Genomic DNA, 20,407 nt, shown 5'->3' with positions numbered 1-20,407 from the left:
AGGATCGAAAATTTGCTTTTATTTATCGAACCTTCTGCGTTGTCCGGCCGACCAAATCCAAGAGACGGCTAGTGAGTACCAAGCAGGCAGCCACCGACGACGTCCTGATCGCCAGGATCGCCCAGGGGGACCGGGTCGCGATGCAAGTCCTGTATGGACGGCATCACGTCAAAGTCTTCCGGTTCGGTCTGCGCCTCGTTCGGAACGAACAGATCGCCGAGGATCTTATCAGCGAAGTCTTCCTCGACGTCTGGCGGCAGGCCGGCAAGTTCGAGGGACGGTCTTCGGTTTCAACCTGGCTGCTGGCGATTACGCGGTTCAAGGCGCTGTCGGCGCTGCGACGGCGTAAGGACGCCGAACTGGACGACGAGGCCGCCGCCGCGATCGAGGATCCTTCCGACGATCCAGAGATCGCGGTGCAGAAGAAGGACACGGGCGAAGCTCTGCGGAAGTGCCTGACCTCACTGACGCCCGAGCATCGAGAGATCGTCGATCTGGTGTACTACCATGAGAAATCCATCGAAGAAGTCGCCGAGATCGTCGGAATTCCGGAGAACACGGTGAAAACCCGTCTGTTCTACGCGCGCAAGAAACTCGCCGATCTGCTGCAGGCGGCCGGCGTGCAACGAGGCTGGCCATGATGGCGATGAGCAACACGATGCCGGATCCCCGGGAGCCGGGCGACGTCGAGGCGCTGCTGCCGTGGTACGCGGCCGGCACGCTGAATGCCCGCGATGCCCGCCGTGTCGCCGATGCGCTCGATCGCGATCCGGCGCTGGCGCGGCAATATGCCGTCATCCTCGAAGAATACGCCTCGACCATCGAGCTCAATGAGAGCCTCGGTGCGCCGTCATCGCGCGCGATGCAGAAGCTGTTCGCTGCGATCGATGCCGAGCCGGCCCGGGCGCCGGGTGCCGGGCAGGGGCTCGGCGCGCGCTTTGCCGGTTTCTTTTCCGGGTTGTCGCCGAAGGCGCTGGCCTGGTCGGCGTCGGTCGCCGGCCTTGCGCTTCTGTTGCAGGCCGGACTGATCGGTGCGCTGCTGACGTGGCCGCATGCGGCTCCGGTGCAGACCGCCGCCTATCAGCCGCAGCGCGAGGTGGCGCGCGCGCCGGCATCGGCTCCGGCTCCCGCGTCGGTTTCGCCGCCCGCGGCGGCGATGGCCGATCGCCCGGCAGAAGCCAGCAAACCGGCGCCGCCGATGGTGATGGCGGAGCGGTCGGGCGGACCGGTGGTGCGGAGCCTTGCGCCGCAATCCGGCCCGCGTGTGCTGGTCAAGTTCGCGCCCGAAGCGCGCGCTTCGGAGATCGCCGCCTTGCTCGACCATTATAACGCCGTGGTGGTCGACAGCTCGCGAGGCGGGCTGTTCCGGCTGCAGTTCGGCACGCAGCCACTGTCGAAGGAGGATCAGGAGAATCTGATCGGCCGGCTGCAAAAGGAGCCGGTCGTCAGCGTGGTGCTGTCGGCTCCCTGATTACTTCGCACTGCACAAAGCAACTGTCTGGGCGCTGTGGTGCGGGCACATCTCTGCCCGCGTCGCTGACGGCTGGCGCGGAGCGTCGCTCACTCCATCTTCACAACCTCGCGCGCGAGAAAAAATCTGCAACCGGATTGAACGTGTGCGCGTTGTCCGCTGACCAATCGTTGTGGGAGCGGACACCACCTCCCAAACGAGGCCAGTCGGCGCGAGCGCCCATCCACCCCTGCGCTGATATGGCTTGTGACCCGCCCGGTTGTCCCCCCGGGCGGGTCTTTCGTTTTCCGGCCTGATTCGGCGGCCAAGCCACTGGGACGCCCTCCAAATACCCGCAGTATTACGAGGTTCGGTCGCGGCGGAGCTCCAAGTTACCGCTGCGCTGGACATGGTAAATTTTTGTTAACAACATTGTTCGTAAGCTTTGCGTCGATTCGTAAGTTGCGTCGCGTTCCTTTTTCCTCTCCTGGCGGACCGACTATGGAACAGACCGACGCAGAGCGTGGGCGTGCGCTCGTCCAGCGCTGGTGCTTGCTCGCAGAACAGCGGCTCGACTACCTCACCGAGCTGTTCGAAACCGGCCGTTGGCGGCGCTTCTTCGGCGAGCTCGAATTTCTTGAAAACGTCCAGGAAGCCAAGGCCGCCGTCGAATCCTGGCGCGGCTTGTTGAATCGCGAAGCGACTCTCGACAATCGTCCGGTCGATCTGTCCTGGCTCGGCCACAATAAGAAAGTCCAGCCGCGGCTGGCGTTCTACTTCGACGGCGAGGTGGTGAACGGCTCGCCCTCGTACACGCTGCCCCAATCGGCACCCAAGCCTGCCCAGGCGCCGCGCGTCACCGCTCCCGCAAAGCCGGTTAAAGCCGCCGAGCCGGTGCGCGCTCCGATTGCGCCGGAGCCGGCCCCGGCGATTGTCCCCGACGATGTCCCGGTGTGGATGCACGCGCTCGATCCGGCGCGGCTCGAGCAACGCTACTCGCTGCTCCGCAAAGCGGGCTGACGCGCACACCCGCCCTGATTCGCGCAAAGGTGTGCGTTCGCGTCATTCATCCACAGCGTGGCCGATGCGACCTTCGTCGTATTGAGTCGTCGGCGCCGATGGCGCGGCGCAATCTGCTTCAGCCCGAGCTCGGCTTACTAACATCAACTGTTAGTTCGGTTTTGCGGCGCCGTTTGACATTGATCAAACTTGAACACAGCAGCCGACGCCGCGATCAGCGCAAACTGGCGTCAATGCGCACCGAATTGCGCCGCTGATATTTAACGGATTGGAACGAATTTTCGCGCACTTATTGCGTGCGAACCGGTTCTGGATTCGCTCATAAGATGAAATCACAGCAGGGGGATTCGCGGCGACGTGCGCGTCCCTGACGTGCTGCGGATCTCTCTTTCATGCGCTGAGTGCAGCCACGCTTTCGCGCGGCCTCGTCGGGAAAGAGATCATGCCTAGTGCTCAATCGTCGCCTGTCCCGCACAGTTCTGCGGGCCTGTTTTCGTTCTTCACCAACCGCAAGATCGGGGTGAAAATCGCCATCGGTTTCGCCGCCGTGCAGGTGCTGATGGCTGTCCTGGCCGTCCTCAACTATTCCAGCTTCGGCAAAGTCGGTGATGCGTTCGCCAAGTTCGATCAGCGCGTCGGCGTCGTCGACGCCGTGCGTGACGTCGAACAGGACTTCAATTCGCTTCGCCGTACCGTGCGCGAATACAGCCTCACCGGCGAAGACTTTATGATCGCCGAAGCCACCAAGCGCCGCACCGAGCTGCAGGATCATATCAAGCAGTCGCTGCAGCAAATTCGCGTCGCCAGCCGCCACGCTGCGATGCTCGACCTCAGCAACAAGGTTGATGCGTATGTCGGCCAGTTCGAGGGGCTAACCAGGCTGCGTCAGGATCAGAACCGTTTATCGCTGACCGTGCTGGGGCCGGTCGGGCAGCGGATCGTCGGCAAGCTCGAGCAGTTGCAATCCTCCACGATGAGCGGCGACGGCAACAGCGATCAGGCGCTTCTGGTCGCGCAATCGCTCAAGCAGTTCCTGCTCCTGCGGCTCGGCGCCGCGAAGGTGCTTGGAGTCCGGCTGGAGAAGTCCGCGCAGGCGAGCGCCGAAAAGGCTCTGGCGGATTTTCGCACCTCGTTGTCGACCATGAAGACCGCGCTGACGGCAGACGCCGAGCGCAAGCAGCTCGCCGCGATCGAAGCCGACCTCGCAATCTATGCGGACGGCTTCCAGCAGTCGGTTCGCGACGTCAACGACATCGACGCGGCGATCGCGTCGATGACCAAGGTCGCGGAGGCGTTGGCAGGTGATGCCGCGGCGATCAAGCAGTCCGGTCTGACCGAATCCAAGCAGATCGGCCACCAGACCGAGGCGCTGATCAGTGAAACCCAAACCCAGATCCTGGTCATCACCCTCGGCGCGCTCGCAGTCGGCATTCTGCTCGCCTGGCTGATCGGCCGTGCAGTGTCGGGCCCGATCGTGGCGATGTCCGGCGTGATGAAGGAGCTTGCTGCCGGCAACACCAATGTCGAGATCGTCGGCTCCGGGCGCCTGGATGAGATCGGGCTGATGGCCTGCACGGTCGAAGTGTTCCGCAACAACTCGCGCGAATTCGACCGGTTGAAGGCCGAGCAGGAGGAAGCCGAACGCCGCGTCGCCGCCGAGCACAAGGCCGAGATGCAGCGCCTCGCCGATCATTTCGAAGGCGCGGTCGGCGAGATCATCGACACCGTGACCTCGGCTTCGACCGAACTCGAAGCTTCGGCCGGTACGCTGACCACCACCGCCGAACGTTCGCAGATGCTTGCCGGCTCGGTCGCGGCGGCGTCCGAACAGGCCTCAGCCAACGTGCAGTCGGTGGCCTCGGCCACCGAGGAGATGGCTTCGTCGATCACCGAGATTAGCCGTCAGGTGCAGGAAGCGGCGCGCATCGCCAACGAAGCCGTCGAGCAGGCGCGCAAGACCAACGACCGGATCGGTACGCTCGCCCAGGCGGCGAACCGGATCGGCGACGTGGTCGATCTCATCAACACCATCGCCGGCCAGACCAACCTGCTCGCACTCAACGCCACGATCGAGGCGGCGCGCGCGGGCGATGCCGGCCGCGGCTTCGCGGTGGTGGCGCAGGAAGTGAAGGCGCTTGCCGAGCAGACCGGCAAGGCGACCGGGGAGATCAGCTCGCAGATCAGCAGTATGCAGTCGGCAACGCAGGAGTCGGTCGGTGCGATCCGCGAGATCGGCGGCACCATCGAGCGGATGTCGGAGATCGCCTCGACCATCGCGTCTGCGGTGGAAGAGCAAGGCGCGGCGACGCAGGAGATCTCGCGTAACGTGCAGCAAGCTGCACGCGGCACCCACGAGGTCTCGTCCAACATCTCCGACGTGCAGCGCGGCGCGACCGAGACCGGTTCTGCCTCGTCGCAGGTGCTGTCCGCCGCACAGTCGCTGTCGCGCGATAGCACGCGCCTGAAGGATGAGGTCGATCGCTTCATGGAGACGGTGCGGGCGGCGTAAGCCGTCACGTTATCGCTAGCAACTTGCAACTGATGTGTCGCGCCCGGGCCTGGTCCCGGGCGCGCGCGTTTGGGTGACCTGTGCTCCAAATGTGACATCTATTCCAAATGACACGAGCTGCGGTATCTCATTACTTCGCCGTATTGTTGCACCTTTGTCGATGTGATTACTTGCTCCCCGCACAGACTGGGGACGAATGTGCTGAGGGCGTTGTGGAGCGGAGTGAAGGCAAGAGCGTCGGCCGCGCATGCGCGCCGTCCAGGCCGGTCGCTCGCGATTCGCAACGAGTCCGCTTGGTTCGGCGCCGCGTTGCGGATGTCGACCAGTTGGATCGTCACCCTCGCGCTGCTGCTGCAGATCGCGCTGTCGGCGATGCCGGCCGCCAGCGCCGCATCGCTCGACGTTCTTGCCAGCGCCGGCATCTGCCATTCGATCGACACCTCCGCGCCGCCCGAGTCGCAGGATCGGGTGGTGGTGCACTTCAAGTGCATCGCCTGCGTCCTGGTCTGCAGCCTGCCGCCGCCGTCGCTGGTCGTCACCGCGGCGCCGAGCTTGGCTTGGGCGTGGCTCGCCCAGCGCTGGCCGCTCACCGAGGCTGCTCCGCGTAGCGCCCCGGTTTCCTCACACTCCGCCCGCGGACCTCCGGACGTCGCGTAACCGCACCCATCGCCGATCGCGCGTTCCTGCGCGGCGGCGATGCTTAGCCGTTTCGCTGCTGTCACCGTCGCGTCTGCTCGTCGCAGCGCACGGCGCCAGATGTCCTGCGCCAGCCAGAGGCTGCGCGCGCTCGCTCTTCCGTGAGTTTCGTCATGTCATCCGTTCTGCCCGCCGGCTTGCGCCGGTCCTTGTTGCTGTCCACCTCGCTGCTGTCGTTGCCGTGCGCGGCGATCGCGTTCTCGGCCGTCTCGCTCTCGTCGGCGCCGGCTTCCGCCCAAGCTGGGAGCAATCTGTCGACCATTGTGGTCGAGCCCGCCAGGCCGCGCGCCAAACCGCGCGTGCGCGCCACCACGCCGTCGCCGCAGCGCGGGCCGGTGATCCGCGATGCTGCCGCGTCCCCGCCGCCCGCCGCGCCATCGTCTGAGCCGGTGTCCGCCTCGGCCACGACGCTGCCGGGCTCGGCTGCGGTGACGCGCAGCCTCGGCACCAGCGACAGCGCCTCGCTGATCACTGACATTCCCGGCGGCGCAGTGTGGGGCGCCGGCGGCGTTTCCAGCCTGCCGGCGCTGAACGGCGTCGGCGCCGACCGCGTGCAGGTGGCGATCAACTCGATGCTGATCAGCCCGGCGTGCCCGAACGAGATGAATCCGCCGCTGTCCTTCGTCAATCCGCAGATGATCGCCAGCATGCGCGCCTATCTGGGCGTCGCGCCGGTCAGCGTCGGCGGCGACTACATCGGCGGCAAGATCGACGTCACCACCGCCCCGCCGCAGTTTGCGACCGGGCCGAGCCTGCTGACCACAGCGACGGTCTCCGGCTTCTATCGCAGCAACGGCAACGCCTACGGCGTCGATGCGCGTGCGACGATCGCCAATCAGGACACCAGCGTCACCTACACCGGCGGCTGGGCCCGCTCCGGCAACTACAAGGCCGGTAACGGCATGACGGTGAAGTCGACGCTGTGGGAGGTGCAGAACCACGCCGTCAGCATTTCGCGGCAGAGCGCCGGCAATCTGTTCACGCTGCAGGTCGGCGGGCAGTTCATCCCGTATCAGGGCTACGTCAACCAGTACATGGACATGGTCTCCAACCGGTCGATGTTCGTCAACGGCCGCTACGACGGCGTGTTCGACTGGGGCAAGCTGGAGACATCTGCGTTCTATCACCGCATCCGGCATACGATGGGCTTCATCGCGCCGGACAAGGTCAGCAACATGCCGATGGACACCCGCGGCACCGACCTCGGCTATAACATCAAGGCCTCGGTGATCGCCTCCGACCACGATCTGATCCGCATCGGCAACGAGACCCATGCGTACCGGCTCGACGATTGGTGGGATCCGGTGCCGGGCTCCGGGATGATGATGTCGCCCAACACCTTCATCAACATCAACGACGGTCGCCGCACCCGGCTCGGCACCTTCGTCGAGTGGGAGCGGCACTGGAACCGGGAATGGACCACGCTGTTCGGCCTGCGTAACGACGTGGTGTGGATGGGCACCGGCAACGTCCAGGGCTACAGCTCGATGTACGCAGCCGATGCGGCGCGCTTCAATGGCCGCGACCGCGATCGCACCGACGTCAATTTCGACGGTTCGGCGCTGATCCGCTACGAGCCCAACGCGATCAGCCAGTTCGAGCTCGGCTTCGCCCGCAAGACCCGCTCGCCGAATTTGTATGAGCGCTACACTTGGTCGAACACCGCGATGGCGATGAAGATGATCGGCTGGTTCGGCGATGGCAACGGCTACGTCGGCAACGTCGACCTCAACCCGGAAAAGGCCCACACCGTGAGCTTCACCGCGGCGTGGCACGATCCGGCGCAGAAGCTATGGGAGGTTCGAGTCACGCCGTATTACAGCTACGTGCAGGACTACATCGACGTGAACCGCTGCTTCATCGCGGGCAGCTCGACCTGCAATGCGGCGAACCTGACCAAGACCAACGCCTTCGTGTTCTTGCAGTTCGCCAACCACGACGCCGAACTCTACGGCGTCAATCTCGACGGCCGGCTGACGGCGTGGGACAATGCGGCTTACGGCCGAGGCGTGCTGCGCGGGCAGTTCGCTTACGTGCACGGCCAGCGCACCGACGGCATCAACTTGTATCACGTGATGCCGGTCAACGCGAAGCTCGGGCTCGATCACGAGCTCGGCGGCTGGGTCAACGGCATCGAGCTGCAACTGGTCGGCGCCAAGACCCAGGTCAGCGAGGTGCACAACGAGACCACGACTTCGGCCTACGCGCTGCTGAACCTCCGCACCGGTTATCGCTGGGAGAACGTGCGGCTCGATGTCGGCGTCGATAATGTTTTCGACAAGTTCTACACGCTGCCGCTCGGCGGGGCGGACCTCGTCGACTACCGCGCGGCCTCGATGATGGGCGGATCGTCGCCGATCTGGGGCTATGGCGTGCCGGGCATGGGGCGGTCGTTCAACACCCGCCTGACCGTGTCGTTCTGATGGTGCGTGGGGCCGCCTCCGATACAGAGAACGGCCCCATTCGCCGGCCTGGAAGCCTGGTATGACGACGAAGGAGAATAATCGACTACAGTCAGGCTGGTGCCGACGTGATTGTATTTTCATCCGGGTGGAGTAGAGATTCGAACTCCACGCAGGGGAATTTCATCATGCTCGACCGTCGCAATCTTCTGACCGTTCTGGGGGCCGCGATCTTTGCGGCTTCGCCCGCGCTCGCCGCCGAGGACCATAGCGCCCACATGCATGCTGCGGCCGCCGGCGCTGCGCCGGCCAACGCCAAGCTGATCGAAACCGCGTCCGATTGCGTCAAGACCGGGCAGGCCTGCATCGCGCATTGCCTGCAGTCGTTCGCGGCCGGCGACACCTCGCTCGCGGCCTGCGCCAAGTCGGTCGACCAGATGCTGTCGGTGTGCGCCACGCTGCAGAAGCTCGCATCGCTCGGCTCTCCGAACCTGCCCGCAATGGCCAAGGTGGCGCTGGCGGTGTGCGAGGATTGCGAAAAGGAGTGCCGCAAGCACGCCGATCATCACGCCACCTGCAAGGCCTGCGCCGACGCGTGTAAAGCCTGCGCCGACGCCTGCCGCGCGGTGTGAGATCGCTTGCCCCGCCACCGAGCCGTGCTTGTGGCGGTGTCGATAAGCAAGCAGGAGAGTAGACGGGCCCGGCTTGCCAGGTCCGGTCCCCGCGCTCGATCAATCGAACGCAACCCCGATCCGTTTCTCTTTTCGCCAGATCACGCGGCTGGCTCGTTTGATCTGATCGCTCGGGACGTAGAGCGTGAATCGGTCGGGGATGAACAGGGGCGTGACGACATCCAGCGCCGCGCCGGCCTCTGAGATATTCCTGACGCTGCAGTCGATCGCGCCGCCGCCGAACTCGATGGTTGCAGCCTTCAGGACGCGCCGCCGAGGCGTTTTTCTCTGCTCATCCATTCGGCCGTTTGAGCATGAGAATTTTATATTTCTGTGAACGCATCCCTCAAAAAACGCCCACAGTGCGGCCATCTACGTACAGCAAAGTACAAAGCCGCCGTTCGCGCGCAGGAAGCCGGGGCCGCGTCGTCACCGGGTGGTGTTGTTGCCGAGCGAGACCTGGGTGAACCGCGTCGCGCCCGGCGTCGTCAGGTCCGGCGTCACTGGTCTTGCGTGGTCGAGACCGACCACCGCGCCGCGCGGAGTTTCGGCGATCACGTTGCCGGTGATCGTCGCGGTGCCGGCGCCGTCCATCACCGACACGCCGATGCCGATGAAGCTCTTGCGCACGACGTTTCCGGTGATGGCGACGTCGCGCAAATAGCGGCCCCAGCCGGCAACGATGCCGAACGACGGCGCGTTCTCGATCACGTTGCCGGAAACCGCGGTGTCGGCTTCGACATAGATTCCGATCCCGGCATCGTCGTCGGGCGCCGTGCCGATCGGTCGCTTCGGCTTGAGGTTGCGGATGATGTTGCCGTGCACCGTGCTGAGCCGGCCGCCCTCATTGAAGTTGCAGACCGAGACCCCGAGTGCTGCGCCGTCCACCGTGTTGTTGGCGATCACCGTGCCTTCGAACGCGAACTCCGAATACAGCGCGACCTCGCGCACGTTCAGCACGCTGTTGCCGGTGATCTGAATATTCGAAGCCGAGTTGCCGCGCACCGCGGAGTAATCGCAATCCTTGATGCGGTTGCCGCTGATCACCACGTTGCCGGCGCGAAACGCGTTGATGGCGTTGCCGTACTGGCCCGAGCCGCCCGGACCGGCCTTGATGTTTTCGATCCGGTTGCCGGTGACGAGTGTGCCGTCATCGCCGAGCGAGGTGCGCAGAATCTCAATGCCGTTGTCGTTGGTATCAATGATGGTGTTGCCGTCGACCCGCAGCCCGTTGGCGTCGAACGAGACGACGCCGGTCACCGCAATCTTGGTCAGGGTGTTGTTGCTGATGGCGCCGGAGCTGGCCTCCAGCCAGATGCCCGAGCCACCGCTGGCGGTGATCGTGCAGTCTTCGATCCGCAGGTCTTGCGCAGCGATACAGTGCACCAGCCCGCGCCGGCTCGGCAGCGGAATTCCGGCGCCGTCGAGCACCAGGCCGGACAGCGTCGCGGTTTCGGCGCCCTGGCTGTCCAACAATGAGGGGCCGCCGGTGAAGATCAGCCGCGTGGCGCCGCGCACACCGGACAGCTGCGCGCCGGACGGCAGCCGCAGCGTGCCGGTCCGATAGTTGCCGGGTGGCAGTGCCAGCGGCACGCGCCGTTCGGCGGCATCGTCGATCGCGCGCTGCAAGGCCGAGGTCTGGTCATCACTGCTATCGGGCCGGACGCCGGACAGCGCGGCGTCGCGACCGCGGCGCGAGGTCGGGGCCGCAGCGAGCGGGGAGGTGGTCAGCGCCAGTGCGCTGGTCGTCGCAAGGGTCGTGAGGAAGTCGCGGCGGTGCAGGGCCATGGCGCGTGCTCTGTGGGCGAAAACCTAATCCTCACAGCTAACGCAAATTCCGTCGAGGCGCGGGCCAAGGCGGCGGACCGGCGGCATGATGTTTCGCGGTAGGGTTAACCCTGCGCGTGGTCTGGCTCCTGCTGGGGCGGTACAAACTGATCACGCCGCGCGGCGCGGGCCTCCCGTTCATTACGCTCCGGGTCTTCGCCCGGCTCCGGCGCGCAGGCACGGATCTGGTAGCCGTTGTCGAGCACGTGGCGCGGAGTTTCGGTTTCGGTGTCAGCGACCGTGTCGATCACCAGCCCGCTCTCCTTGGCGTGCTTCCAGACGTCGGCTTGGGTCGGATAGATCTTGCTGACCCTGGCATCGTCGCAAAACAGCGCGTACGGCATTGGTTCCTCCTCGGACGAGGACAACGCCGGCCGGAACGATGGGTTTCTTTGGTGAGCGATACGATCTCAGCGGGCCGCAACGCGGCGGGCCTGCCGGGTCAGCCGCACCAGCTCCAGCAGCATCGCTTCGCCGGCATCGACCAGTTGCTCGGCGGTGATCCGACTTCCCGGCCAGGCGGTGCCGTCACGGCTGAGCAGCGGCACGTGGACGAAGGCGGCGAGCCGAGGGCCCTGTGCGGCTTGCGTCGCTTCGATCCCGCGCCAGCACAGATAGTTGCACAGATAGCGACCCGCGTCGCGCGACAGCCGCGCATCGATCCCGGTGAGCCGTGCGGCGCGGGCCAGCCGCGCGCCATGGGCGCCGAACGTCCGCGCGTCTTCGCCGGGCGCGATCTGGCCATGGCGCAGCGTCACCTTGTCGGCGTCGGGCCACAGCGTGGTGATCGCGTTGCGGGCGCGGGTCTCGATCCGGACGTGCCGAGTCGACGCGGCGAGGCCGAACATCAGCAGCGCATCGGGACGGTGCTGCGCGAGGAGCGCCGGCAGGTCGCGATCGACCGCACGGTAGCTGACGTTGAAGATATGCCCGACGCGAACCACGTCGTCGAACGCCGGCCGCCGCAGCTTGACGAGGCGATCGACCAATTGCGGAGTCGGATTGTAGGGCGCTCCGGGAAACGGCCCGAAGCCGGTGATCAGGATGCGCAGGCCGCTCACCCGATCAGCTCCGCGACCCGATCGGCGCCGAGCGTGGGCGTGATCGAGCCCTCGGCGACGGCGGCCTCGGTGGATTTCACTTTGGCGCGGATCGCCGGGTCGCTGCGCAGCTTCGCCTTCCAGCGATCCTCCAGCAGCGTCCACATCCACTTCACCTGCTGTTCGCGGCGGCGGGCGTCGAATTCGCCCGACGGTGTCGTCGCAGCGCGATGGTCCAAGACCGCCTGCCACAACTCGGCGATGCCGGTGCCGGTCATCGCCGAATAGGTCTTCACCGGCGGCTGCCAGTTCGGCGAACGCGGAGTGAGGATATGCAGCGCGGCGCGATACTCGCCGGCGGCGAGGTTGGCGCGCTTGATGTTGTCGCCGTCCGCCTTGTTGATGGCGATCATGTCGGCGAGCTCGACCAGGCCCTTCTTGATGCCCTGCAGCTCGTCGCCGGCGCCCGGCAGCATCAGCGCCAGAAAGAAATCGGTCATATCGCAGACCGCGGTTTCGGACTGGCCGATGCCGACGGTCTCGACCAGCACGACGTCGAAGCCGGCGGCCTCGCACAGCAGCATCGCCTCGCGGGTCTTGGCCGCAACGCCGCCGAGCGTGCCGGAGGAGGGCGAGGGACGGATGAAGGCGTCCGGCTCGGCCGACAGCCGCGCCATCCGGGTCTTGTCGCCGAGGATCGAGCCGCCGGTGCGCGCCGAGGAAGGGTCGACCGCCAGCACCGCGACCTTGTGACCTTGCTCGATCAGATACATGCCGAGCGCGTCGATGGTGGTCGACTTGCCGACGCCGGGCGAGCCGGTGATGCCGACCCGGATCGCGCGGCCGGTTTCGGGCAGCAGGTCCTGCACCAGCGCGCGCGCGGATGCCTGGTGGTCGGCGCGGCGGCTTTCGATCAGGGTGATGGCGCGCGCCAGCGCGGCGCGATGGCCGCTGCGGACCTCGCTGGCGAGATGGGCAATGTCGCCGGTGCGTCGGGCTGAATTCATGGCGCCCGTTTACAACGATTGGGCGCCAGGGGCGAGGGGAGTCCGGCGCGGAACGGCCGCGCGCCGATCTCCCTGTTGATGACGCCTCAGGCGGCAGGTTTGCCGGCGGCGCTGGCCTCGGCGACCTCGTCGAGCCGGCCGGTTTTCACGTCGTAAATGAAGCCGTAGATCGGGATGTGCTTCGGCACCAGCGGATGGCTGCGGATCCGTGCGACGTCCTCGGTGACGCTCTTGGCGTTGTCCTGGAACGTATGCCAGTGCACGAAATGACCGGCCACCGAGCCGCCGCCGTGCTTCGGATTGCTCCAGTGATGGCCGTCGAAGTTGGCGGTCTCGAGATTGTCCTCGAGCAGATCGGCAATCACCTCGCCGGTGAACAACTGCATCCCGCAATCGCTGTGATGGATCACGAACCATTCCTGGGTGCCGAGCAGCTTGTGGGAGATCACCAGCGAGCGGATGGCGTCGTCGGAGGCGCGGCCGCCGGCGTTGCGGATGACGTGCGCGTCGCCTTCGGCGAGGCCGGCATATTTGGCAGGATCGAGCCGGGCATCCATGCAGGTTAGGATCGCGAAATGCCGTGCCGGCGGCAGCGCCAGATTGGCCTTGTCGCCGAAGTCCTTCGCATACTGATTGTTGGCCGATAACACGGCGTCGTAATTGCCGGCTGGCTTGGTCATCTCGTCCACTCCGCAACATTGCTGACAGCTTTCCGTTCGCCGCGCGGACGGCGCAGCGAATGGAAGTCGTCAGCAAAAAAGCAGAGTTTGCGCAGAAGCGGCGTTCGTTGTTCGGCGCGGGGCAGAGGAGTTCTGCTGGCAAGCGCGCGCGCCACAGATGGCCTGTTCTAAACCGCCAGGAGACGTACGATGGCCTACTCGGCCTTACGCTCCTGCTTCGGGCGATCGCCACCGAAGATCGCACTGCCGTCGGCCGACAGATAAGGCTTCAGCGCCGTCCACGGCACGAACGCCTCGTATTCACCCTCCGCATAGGCACCGACCGCGTAGGGCGCGTAGTGGAAGGTGAGGCCCGAGCTTTTCCCCGCGGTGGTCGACGGCGCCAGCGTCACCGGCCCGATCTTCAAAAGCTTCGGCTCGATGCTCTTGATGTAGGCGGTGTCCTCTTCATCGGCGCCGCGCTCCTTCTTTTCCGCCTTCAGCGCGGTGACGATGCCGTCGACCATCGCTCGCATCGCCGGGCTGCCGTCGGACAGGTCGGTGAAGAACGGGCGGATGCTGATGCGCCTGGTGAGCTGCTTGTCCCACAGGATCGTATCGATGTCGGTGTTGGGATGAGCGCCACCGGTGTAGCTGTAGTCGGTGCGCAGGATTGAGACGTAGCGATCCGCGACCAGCGAATCCGTCGTGTAGCTGCGCTCGTAGGTCCACGGCCCGTTGCGGAACAGCTCGGGGTCGCTCTTGAATTCCGGCTCGGCCTCGGTGCGCCGCTCGGCGATCCACTTCTTGCCCTCGGCCAGACAGTTCTCGGCGAGCTTGGCATCGGCCTTGATGCCGGCATCGAGCGTCACCGTGCCGTCGACGGCCTTCGTCTTCACGGCGAAGTCAGGCTTCGGCTTCGCCGGCTCGGCGAGGGCGGGGGAGAGGACGCAGACGCTGGCCAGAACCAGCACAGTGCGGAACAGGTTCGAAAAGCTCAACGGTCGGACTCCTTGCGTGCGCGAGAGACGAACTGCCGAAGTGGATCGAGATCACGCTGGATCATTTCCCACAACAGTCGGTACCTGTCGCGTGATAGGCATGCCGAAGCCAGTTGCCAAGGTCGGCCAATCGGCGCCAATTGATGGAGGGCTCGCTCGCCTTCAATGCGTCGGGGATGTGTCTTGAAGCTTCACTAATTCGCTCCAGAAATCTCTCGATTGCCGCCAGTACCAACCGATCAGATTGGAAATCGGCGAAATCCTTATCGCTTAGGACCTCGCGAATATTTTGGAGCTCTGTCTCGATAGGACCCAGCCGATCGGAAATCGTCGGAGGCACCTCAAAACACCTCGACGAGGTCTTGTGCGATCCGTTCCGCGAATGCCGGCTCGATCGATCGGCGGATGGCGGCCTGAGCCCGGAGACCGATCGCGTCGCTGACGATGTGCTCGACGCCGATGAGGTCGAGCAGGGAGAAGCGGGCCCCCGGAGCAGTGTCCACCAGCACGTCGAGGTCGCTGTCGGGGCGCCCATCGCCGCGCGCTCGAGAACCGAACACAAACAGCTTGGATACGCCTTCCGCACGCAATACGGCGGCCTGCTCGCGCAGCTTCGCGATGATCTTGTCCAGCGGTATGTCGGCGACGGCGGTCATAGTGTCAGTATAGCAGATTGCCCTTGGCGCTGCAGTCACACGGGAAGAATCTCGACGCCGCGCTGACGCGCCGCCTTTCTCATCTGGCTGTCGAAGGTGAAGAGCGGAAGATTCCTGACTTCGGCCAGCCGGACATACAGCTCCTCGTAATAGGTCAGTCCGGAATCCAGCGCCCTACGGACCATACCGGCGACTTCGTCAAGTTCCGGAGGTGATTGCGTGATCACCTCGAGAATCTTCAGGTTGTGCAGCGCGTATTCGAGCTTGTCGGAAGGGAGCCGGCCGCGGCGAACGTTCGTGGTAAGCGCATTGCCGATTTCAGCATGCCAATGCGCCGGGACGACGAATTGCTGGTCCGCCAAGCTTTCAAACACCTCATCGTTGGCGAGGTGCTCGCGCTCATCCAGAAACATCGCCAGGGCGGCGGATGCATCCATGACGATCAACGGCGTCCCTCGTTGATCCAGCTCTTGATCTCGTCGTGGGTCGGATTCAGCTTCAGGTCGCGCGCCAAGCTGCGCAAGTTGCGGATCGCCTGACGCCGTCGCGCGATCGTATCGGCCGACAGCTCATTACTCGCCTGAACCAGCCGCGCGACAGGCTTGCCGTGCCGCGTGATTGTCACTTCGGCGCCGTTTTCGACCTCGTCGAGAAGGCTCGACAGGTGGGTCTTTGCTTCGAAAATGCCGACCTGCTTCATGAAGACAAACTAGTCTGGTTAGACTAGTTCGTCAATCAAGCCGGCATTGTCTTGAAGCTGGCGGCTACTCTGCCGCTTGGCTGGAATGGCCGAGCCGGGCGTTGAGCTTGTGGATCAGCTCCTCGGCGGCGTCGGCGATCACGGTGCCGGGCGGGAAGATCGCCTCGGCGCCGGACTTGACCAGCGCGTCGTAGTCCTGCGGCGGGACCACGCCGCCGACGATGATCATGATGTCGTCGCGGCCCTGCTTCTTCAGCGCGGCCTTCAGTTCCGGCACCGCGGTGAGATGCGCGGCGGCGAGCGACGACACGCCGAGGATATGGACGTCGTTTTCGACCGCCTGCCGGGCGGCTTCCTCCGGCGTCGCGAACAGCGGCCCGATGTCGACGTCGAAGCCGATGTCGGCGAACGCCGAGGCGATCACCTTCTGGCCGCGGTCGTGGCCGTCCTGGCCGATCTTGGCGACCAGGATACGCGGGCGACGGCCCTCGGCATCCTCGAACGCGTCGATCAGCGCCTGCACCTTTTCCATCCGGTCCGCCATCGATGCGACCTCCCGCTTGTAGACGCCGGTGATCGACTTGATCTCGGCGCGATGCCGGCCATAGACCTTCTCGAGCGCGTCGGAGATTTCGCCGACGGTGGCCTTCTTGCGCGCGGCGTCGATCGCCAGCGCCAACAGGTTGCCGTTGCCTTCCGAAGCCGAGCGGGTCAGCGCCGACAACGCGGCGTCGACGTCGGCCTGGACGCGCTCCTTCTTCAATCGGCCGAGCTTGTCGATCTGCAGCCGGCGCACGGTCGAATTGTCGACCTTGAGCACGTCGATCGGAGCCTCGTCGGTCGGCTTGTACTTGTTGACGCCGATCACCGACTGCCGGCCGGTGTCGATGCGCGCCTGGGTCTTGGCGGCGGCTTCCTCGATGCGCAGCTTCGGCACGCCGGCTTCGATCGCCTTGGCCATGCCGCCGAGCGCTTCGACTTCCTGGATGTGAGCCCAGGCCTTGACGGCGATGTCGTGGGTCAGCCGCTCGACGTAGTACGAGCCACCCCACGGATCGATGATCCGGGTGGTGCCGCTCTCCTGCTGCAGGAACAGCTGGGTGTTACGTGCGATCCGCGCCGAGAAGTCGGTCGGCAGCGCCAGCGCTTCGTCGAGCGCGTTGGTGTGCAGCGACTGGGTATGGCCCTGAGTGGCGGCCATCGCTTCGATCGTGGTGCGCATCACGTTGTTGAACACGTCCTGCGCGGTCAGCGACCAGCCGGAGGTCTGGCAGTGCGTGCGCAGGCTCAGCGACTTTTGCTGTTTCGGGTCGAACTGCGTCAGCAGCTTGGCCCACAGCAAACGCGCGGCGCGCATCTTGGCGACTTCCATGAAGAAGTTCATGCCGATCGCCCAGAAGAACGACAGCCGCGGCGCGAACTTGTCGACGTCGAGACCGGCCGCGATGCCGGCGCGGACGTATTCGACGCCGTCGGCGAGCGTGTAGGCGAGCTCGAGGTCCTGCGTCGCGCCGGCTTCCTGCATGTGATAGCCGGAGATCGAAATCGAGTTGAACTTCGGCATCTTCTGCGACGTGTAGGCGAAGATGTCGGAGATGATCCGCATCGAGGGCACCGGCGGATAGATGTAGGTGTTGCGCACCATGAACTCTTTCAGAATGTCGTTCTGAATGGTGCCCGACAGCTTCTCCGGGGAGACGCCCTGTTCTTCGGCGGCGGCAACGTACAGCGCCAGGATCGGCAGCACCGCGCCGTTCATGGTCATCGACACGCTCATCTGGTCGAGCGGGATGCCGGCGAACAGCGTGCGCATGTCGTAGATCGAGTCGATCGCCACGCCGGCCATGCCGACGTCGCCGGCGACGCGTGGATGATCGGAGTCGTAGCCGCGGTGAGTGGCGAGGTCGAACGCCACCGACAGGCCCTTCTGACCGGCGGCGAGGTTGCGGCGATAGAACGCGTTGGAATCTTCAGCGGTCGAGAAGCCGGCATATTGCCGGATCGTCCACGGCTGGTTGACGTACATGGTCGGGTAGGGGCCGCGCAGGAACGGTGCGACGCCCGGCCAGGTGTCGAGAAAATCGATGCCGGCGACATCCGCCTCGGAGTAGCCCGGCTTGACCAGAATGCCTTCGGGCGTCAGCCACGGCTGGGCCTCACCTGCAGGAGCAGGGGCGGCAGTGGGCTGGAATGCGATCTCGGCGAAGTTCGGAATCTTGCTCATTTTTATCTGATCTCACTACAGCCCATCGTAGCACGGCTGCCGTTTCTCGTCATTTCGTCGGGTTAATCGTGGTCCGGCTGCTGATAGCTGAACACTTGCGCCAGCCTGTCGGGCCCGTAGTTCTGCAACGTGGTCTTGCTCGGCAGGTTCGCGATCGTGCCGGTCCAGCCGAGCCTCGCTTCGGTGCCGTATTGCATGGTCGGGACCACCCGGTCCGGCCGATCGAAGGTTCCGGTCAGGATCTCGATGCTGTCGGAGAACTGCAGCCGATAGCCCAGCGGGGTGCCGCAGTCCTTGCAGAAGTCGCGCTCGGCGACCGAGGAGGAGCGGAACGACGCAGGCTGGCCGCGGGTCCAGGCAAAGTTGTCCTTGGCGACCTCGGCCATCGAGGCGAACGGTGCCCCGGTCGCCTTCTGGCACATTCGGCAATGGCACAGCGCCGTGCTCAGCGGCGGGGCCGACAGCGCGTAGCGGATCGCGCCGCACTGGCAGCCGCCGGAGAGCACCGCTTTGCCGGTCCCCGTCATGCCGCTTCGATGCCCTTCCAGGCATCGCTGAGCGTCGCCAAGGCGTCGCCACCGGCGAACACGAACTCCTGCACCCCGGCTTCGCGCAGCGCGCTCTCCTGCTCGCCGGGGCGGCCGGCCAGATAGATCCGCTTGGCGCCCGCGGCGCGCAGTGCCTGGGCGGCGGCGGCCGCATAGGTCGGGTAGGCCTTGTCGGACGAGCACAGGCACGCGAACGCCGCACCGGATGCCTTGAAGGCGTCGGCGAGCGCAGCCGCGTCGGTGAAGCCTTCGCTGTCGACTGCCTCGATGCCGCCGGTCTCGAAGAAGCTCTTGGTGAAGGTGGCGCGCGCGGTGAAGTCGGCGGGCGTGCCGAGATTGGCCAGGAACACCTTCGGCCGCGACGCCTTCGCGGCCAGCACGGCGTCGGACTTGTCGCGCAGGCTTTCGAACGGGGTCGCCAGACGAATGGGTGTCAGCGCCGTGAAGCTGATCTTCGCCTCACCGGCGGGCGGCACCGCGGCCGGCTTGACGTCGAGCACCTTGGCCTGTGCCTCGTGCAGGTTCGGGAATTCGGAGGCGCCCGTCAGAACGTCGCGACGCTTGGCGATCGCCTTGTCGCGGGCCGCGCGGCTGGCCGCGACCTTCGGCTGGATCAGCCCGGCCTGCAGGGCGGCGAGGGTGCCGCCGGCGCGCTCGATCTCCTGGAACTGGGCCCAGGCGGCGTCGCACAGCTCCTTGGTCAGCGCTTCGATGCCGCCGGCACCCGCAGCCGGATCGGCGACCTTATCGAGGTTGGACTCTTCCAGCAGGACCAGCTGCGTGTTGCGGGCGACGCGGCGGGCGAATGCGTCGGGCAGGCCGAGCGCCAGCGTGTGCGGCAGCACCTGCACCGAATTGGCGCCGCCGAGCGCAGCGGCGAAGGTCGCCATCGTGGCGCGCAGCATGTTCACGTAAGGGTCGCGCTGGGTCAGCATCCGCCATGCGGTTTCGGCGGCGACGAACACCGGCTTCGGCGCTACGCCGCAGGCCTGCTCGATCCGCGCCCACAGCAGCCGCAGCGCGCGGAACTTGGACATCGTCAGGAACTGATCGGTATCCGCGGACAGACGCGCGTAGATCATGCCGCGGGCGGCATCCAGCGCGACGCCGGCGGACTCCAGTGCGCGCAGATAGGCGACGCTGCAGCCGAGCACGTAGGCCAGCTCCTGCGCCTCTGAGCCGCCGGCATCGTGGATCACGCGGCCGTCGGCGACCAGGAACGGGCCCTTGAAGCCGGCGTTGGCGAGGCCGGCGGCGACGTCGCCGAGGCCCTTGGCGATCTCGCTCCACTCGGTGGCGCTCGCCCCCTGCACGGCGCGCGCGCCGAGCGGATCGATGCCGAAGCGGATGTCGCAGGCGGCCGGATCGGTGCCGCGGCTCTTGATCAGGTCGGCGAGGTGGCGGACCACGTCGCAGGATTGCGGCGGGAACTGCAGTTCGATCGCGATGCCGGCGTCGAGGTGGACCCCCTCCAGCACCTGCGCGATCGCTTCCTGAGTGGACGGCAGACCGAAGCCGCGCGCGCCGACGCTGCCTGCGAACACCAGCGTCAGGCCGGTGGCGCCGTTTTCGAGGTCCTGCAGAGCCTGCTTGTTGGCTTCCTTCGGCTCCGGGTGATCGACCCGCTGCATGATCCGCCACGGTGCCGCGGGAGCGCGGCCGGCGATCGGCGCGGCGTCGCGCGCCCGCACGTAGATCGGATCGATCTGGATGCCGTCGTAGCTCTTGCTGATCAGCTTCTCGAACGGTGCGCCCTTCAGCACGCCATCGACCAGCTTGCGCCAGTCCTCATAGCCGGCCGGGGCGAAATCGGCGGCGAGCCGCAGCTCTTGGTTTGCAGAAGACATCGGTGAAATCGAACTCCCAGAATACCGGAACGTGATTTGGCCGGAAAATGCCACGTGCGGACGGCGATGCCAAACAGTTGTTTGAGGCAATAAGGACGAGATTGCGCCCTGTGCACTGCGGCGGACCGTGTTGCGGGATATTCCCAGAAG

General features: G+C 65.5%; 21 protein-coding genes. 7 read left to right on the top strand and 14 right to left on the bottom strand.

What is annotated here, in order from left to right; translation table 11 throughout:
- The first annotated feature begins 71 nt into the window (after window positions 1-71).
- The 7 genes from VRZ08_RS21950 to VRZ08_RS21920 all read left to right on the top strand — a co-directional run bounded on the left by VRZ08_RS21950 (window position 72) and on the right by VRZ08_RS21920 (window position 8,709).
- A complete protein-coding gene (locus VRZ08_RS21950) occupies window positions 72-641 on the top strand; it encodes a sigma-70 family RNA polymerase sigma factor (protein ID WP_012495371.1) in 570 nt (189 codons plus the stop codon).
- Window positions 638-1,471, top strand: coding sequence for a hypothetical protein (locus tag VRZ08_RS21945; RefSeq protein WP_414533896.1), 834 nt, complete (start codon window positions 638-640; stop codon window positions 1,469-1,471). Before VRZ08_RS21950 ends, VRZ08_RS21945 begins: the two co-directional genes overlap by 4 nt.
- A gap of 480 nt (window positions 1,472-1,951) precedes the next feature.
- Window positions 1,952-2,470, top strand: a complete 519-nt coding sequence (locus tag VRZ08_RS21940) for a TIGR03809 family protein (RefSeq protein WP_414533908.1) — start codon at window positions 1,952-1,954, stop codon at window positions 2,468-2,470.
- A gap of 442 nt (window positions 2,471-2,912) precedes the next feature.
- Window positions 2,913-4,979, top strand: a complete 2,067-nt coding sequence (locus VRZ08_RS21935; protein WP_414533895.1) for a methyl-accepting chemotaxis protein — start codon at window positions 2,913-2,915, stop codon at window positions 4,977-4,979.
- A gap of 315 nt (window positions 4,980-5,294) precedes the next feature.
- Window positions 5,295-5,636: a hypothetical protein gene (locus VRZ08_RS21930; RefSeq protein ID WP_346297030.1), complete on the top strand. Its 342-nt coding sequence runs from the start codon at window positions 5,295-5,297 to the stop codon at window positions 5,634-5,636.
- 152 nt (window positions 5,637-5,788) lie between these two features.
- Entirely contained in the window at window positions 5,789-8,098 is a 2,310-nt protein-coding gene (locus tag VRZ08_RS21925; protein WP_414533894.1) for a TonB-dependent receptor, read from the top strand.
- Between the two features lie 167 nt (window positions 8,099-8,265).
- Window positions 8,266-8,709 carry a four-helix bundle copper-binding protein gene (locus VRZ08_RS21920; RefSeq protein WP_414533893.1) on the top strand — a complete coding sequence of 148 codons (444 nt, stop codon included), beginning with the start codon at window positions 8,266-8,268 and terminating at the stop codon, window positions 8,707-8,709.
- Between the two features lie 99 nt (window positions 8,710-8,808).
- Here VRZ08_RS21920 and VRZ08_RS21915 read toward each other — a convergent pair whose 3' ends face one another.
- The 14 genes from VRZ08_RS21915 to VRZ08_RS21850 form a co-directional block, all read right to left on the bottom strand.
- A complete protein-coding gene (locus tag VRZ08_RS21915) occupies window positions 8,809-9,048 on the bottom strand; it encodes a PilZ domain-containing protein (protein ID WP_107343797.1) in 240 nt (79 codons plus the stop codon).
- A gap of 129 nt (window positions 9,049-9,177) precedes the next feature.
- Window positions 9,178-10,536 carry a TIGR03808 family TAT-translocated repetitive protein gene (locus tag VRZ08_RS21910; protein WP_414533892.1) on the bottom strand — a complete coding sequence of 453 codons (1,359 nt, stop codon included), beginning with the start codon at window positions 10,534-10,536 and terminating at the stop codon, window positions 9,178-9,180.
- Window positions 10,537-10,640: 104 nt separating this feature from the next.
- Window positions 10,641-10,919, bottom strand: a complete 279-nt coding sequence (locus tag VRZ08_RS21905) for a hypothetical protein (protein ID WP_414533891.1) — start codon at window positions 10,917-10,919, stop codon at window positions 10,641-10,643.
- 66 nt (window positions 10,920-10,985) lie between these two features.
- Window positions 10,986-11,636: a pyroglutamyl-peptidase I gene (locus VRZ08_RS21900; RefSeq protein ID WP_414533890.1), complete on the bottom strand. Its 651-nt coding sequence runs from the start codon at window positions 11,634-11,636 to the stop codon at window positions 10,986-10,988.
- Window positions 11,633-12,622, bottom strand: coding sequence for a methylmalonyl Co-A mutase-associated GTPase MeaB (meaB, locus tag VRZ08_RS21895; RefSeq protein ID WP_414533889.1), 990 nt, complete (start codon window positions 12,620-12,622; stop codon window positions 11,633-11,635). Before meaB ends, VRZ08_RS21900 begins: the two co-directional genes overlap by 4 nt.
- Window positions 12,623-12,708: 86 nt before the next feature.
- On the bottom strand, window positions 12,709-13,302 hold the full coding sequence (locus VRZ08_RS21890) for a beta-class carbonic anhydrase (RefSeq protein WP_414533888.1): 594 nt from the start codon (window positions 13,300-13,302) through the stop codon (window positions 12,709-12,711).
- Between the two features lie 194 nt (window positions 13,303-13,496).
- Complete coding sequence (locus VRZ08_RS21885; protein WP_414533887.1) at window positions 13,497-14,282, bottom strand: DUF3298 domain-containing protein; 786 nt, start codon at window positions 14,280-14,282, stop codon at window positions 13,497-13,499.
- Between the two features lie 61 nt (window positions 14,283-14,343).
- Entirely contained in the window at window positions 14,344-14,622 is a 279-nt protein-coding gene (locus tag VRZ08_RS21880) for a DUF86 domain-containing protein (protein WP_414533886.1), read from the bottom strand.
- A gap of 1 nt (window position 14,623) precedes the next feature.
- The gene (locus tag VRZ08_RS21875) at window positions 14,624-14,938 is read right to left on the bottom strand and encodes a nucleotidyltransferase family protein (protein ID WP_414533885.1); all 315 of its coding nucleotides are present in this window, start codon (window positions 14,936-14,938) and stop codon (window positions 14,624-14,626) included.
- Window positions 14,939-14,973: 35 nt separating this feature from the next.
- Window positions 14,974-15,375, bottom strand: coding sequence for a type II toxin-antitoxin system VapC family toxin (locus tag VRZ08_RS21870; protein ID WP_414533907.1), 402 nt, complete (start codon window positions 15,373-15,375; stop codon window positions 14,974-14,976).
- A gap of 5 nt (window positions 15,376-15,380) precedes the next feature.
- Window positions 15,381-15,638, bottom strand: coding sequence for a type II toxin-antitoxin system Phd/YefM family antitoxin (locus VRZ08_RS21865; protein WP_164637756.1), 258 nt, complete (start codon window positions 15,636-15,638; stop codon window positions 15,381-15,383).
- A gap of 64 nt (window positions 15,639-15,702) precedes the next feature.
- Window positions 15,703-17,862, bottom strand: coding sequence for a methylmalonyl-CoA mutase (gene scpA, locus VRZ08_RS21860; protein ID WP_164637754.1), 2,160 nt, complete (start codon window positions 17,860-17,862; stop codon window positions 15,703-15,705).
- 62 nt (window positions 17,863-17,924) lie between these two features.
- Window positions 17,925-18,389 carry a GFA family protein gene (locus tag VRZ08_RS21855; RefSeq protein WP_164637752.1) on the bottom strand — a complete coding sequence of 155 codons (465 nt, stop codon included), beginning with the start codon at window positions 18,387-18,389 and terminating at the stop codon, window positions 17,925-17,927.
- Window positions 18,386-20,257 (bottom strand): methylmalonyl-CoA mutase family protein, encoded by a 1,872-nt coding sequence (locus VRZ08_RS21850; RefSeq protein ID WP_414533884.1) that lies wholly within the window; start codon window positions 20,255-20,257, stop codon window positions 18,386-18,388. Before VRZ08_RS21850 ends, VRZ08_RS21855 begins: the two co-directional genes overlap by 4 nt.
- Between the last annotated feature and the right edge of the window lie 150 nt (window positions 20,258-20,407).

The organism is Rhodopseudomonas sp. G2_2311 (assembly GCF_047501505.1).
Lineage (GTDB): Bacteria > Pseudomonadota > Alphaproteobacteria > Rhizobiales > Xanthobacteraceae > Rhodopseudomonas > Rhodopseudomonas palustris_H.
Note: the sequence above shows the minus strand (reverse complement) of the source record. Positions and strands in the feature narration are given on the sequence as shown.

Coding starts and splice junctions, on each gene's coding strand:
- VRZ08_RS21920 (WP_414533893.1), top strand. CDS start 8,266: ATGCTCGACCGTCGCAATCTTCTGACCGTTCTGGGGGCCGCGATCTTT.
- VRZ08_RS21865 (WP_164637756.1), bottom strand. CDS start 15,638: ATGAAGCAGGTCGGCATTTTCGAAGCAAAGACCCACCTGTCGAGCCTT.
- VRZ08_RS21945 (WP_414533896.1), top strand. CDS start 638: ATGATGGCGATGAGCAACACGATGCCGGATCCCCGGGAGCCGGGCGAC.
- VRZ08_RS21855 (WP_164637752.1), bottom strand. CDS start 18,389: ATGACGGGGACCGGCAAAGCGGTGCTCTCCGGCGGCTGCCAGTGCGGC.
- VRZ08_RS21850 (WP_414533884.1), bottom strand. CDS start 20,257: ATGTCTTCTGCAAACCAAGAGCTGCGGCTCGCCGCCGATTTCGCCCCG.
- VRZ08_RS21910 (WP_414533892.1), bottom strand. CDS start 10,536: ATGGCCCTGCACCGCCGCGACTTCCTCACGACCCTTGCGACGACCAGC.
- meaB (WP_414533889.1), bottom strand. CDS start 12,622: ATGAATTCAGCCCGACGCACCGGCGACATTGCCCATCTCGCCAGCGAG.
- VRZ08_RS21875 (WP_414533885.1), bottom strand. CDS start 14,938: ATGACCGCCGTCGCCGACATACCGCTGGACAAGATCATCGCGAAGCTG.
- scpA (WP_164637754.1), bottom strand. CDS start 17,862: ATGAGCAAGATTCCGAACTTCGCCGAGATCGCATTCCAGCCCACTGCC.
- VRZ08_RS21930 (WP_346297030.1), top strand. CDS start 5,295: ATGTCGACCAGTTGGATCGTCACCCTCGCGCTGCTGCTGCAGATCGCG.
- VRZ08_RS21890 (WP_414533888.1), bottom strand. CDS start 13,302: ATGACCAAGCCAGCCGGCAATTACGACGCCGTGTTATCGGCCAACAAT.
- VRZ08_RS21870 (WP_414533907.1), bottom strand. CDS start 15,375: ATGGATGCATCCGCCGCCCTGGCGATGTTTCTGGATGAGCGCGAGCAC.
- VRZ08_RS21935 (WP_414533895.1), top strand. CDS start 2,913: ATGCCTAGTGCTCAATCGTCGCCTGTCCCGCACAGTTCTGCGGGCCTG.
- VRZ08_RS21925 (WP_414533894.1), top strand. CDS start 5,789: ATGTCATCCGTTCTGCCCGCCGGCTTGCGCCGGTCCTTGTTGCTGTCC.
- VRZ08_RS21940 (WP_414533908.1), top strand. CDS start 1,952: ATGGAACAGACCGACGCAGAGCGTGGGCGTGCGCTCGTCCAGCGCTGG.
- VRZ08_RS21905 (WP_414533891.1), bottom strand. CDS start 10,919: ATGCCGTACGCGCTGTTTTGCGACGATGCCAGGGTCAGCAAGATCTAT.
- VRZ08_RS21915 (WP_107343797.1), bottom strand. CDS start 9,048: ATGGATGAGCAGAGAAAAACGCCTCGGCGGCGCGTCCTGAAGGCTGCA.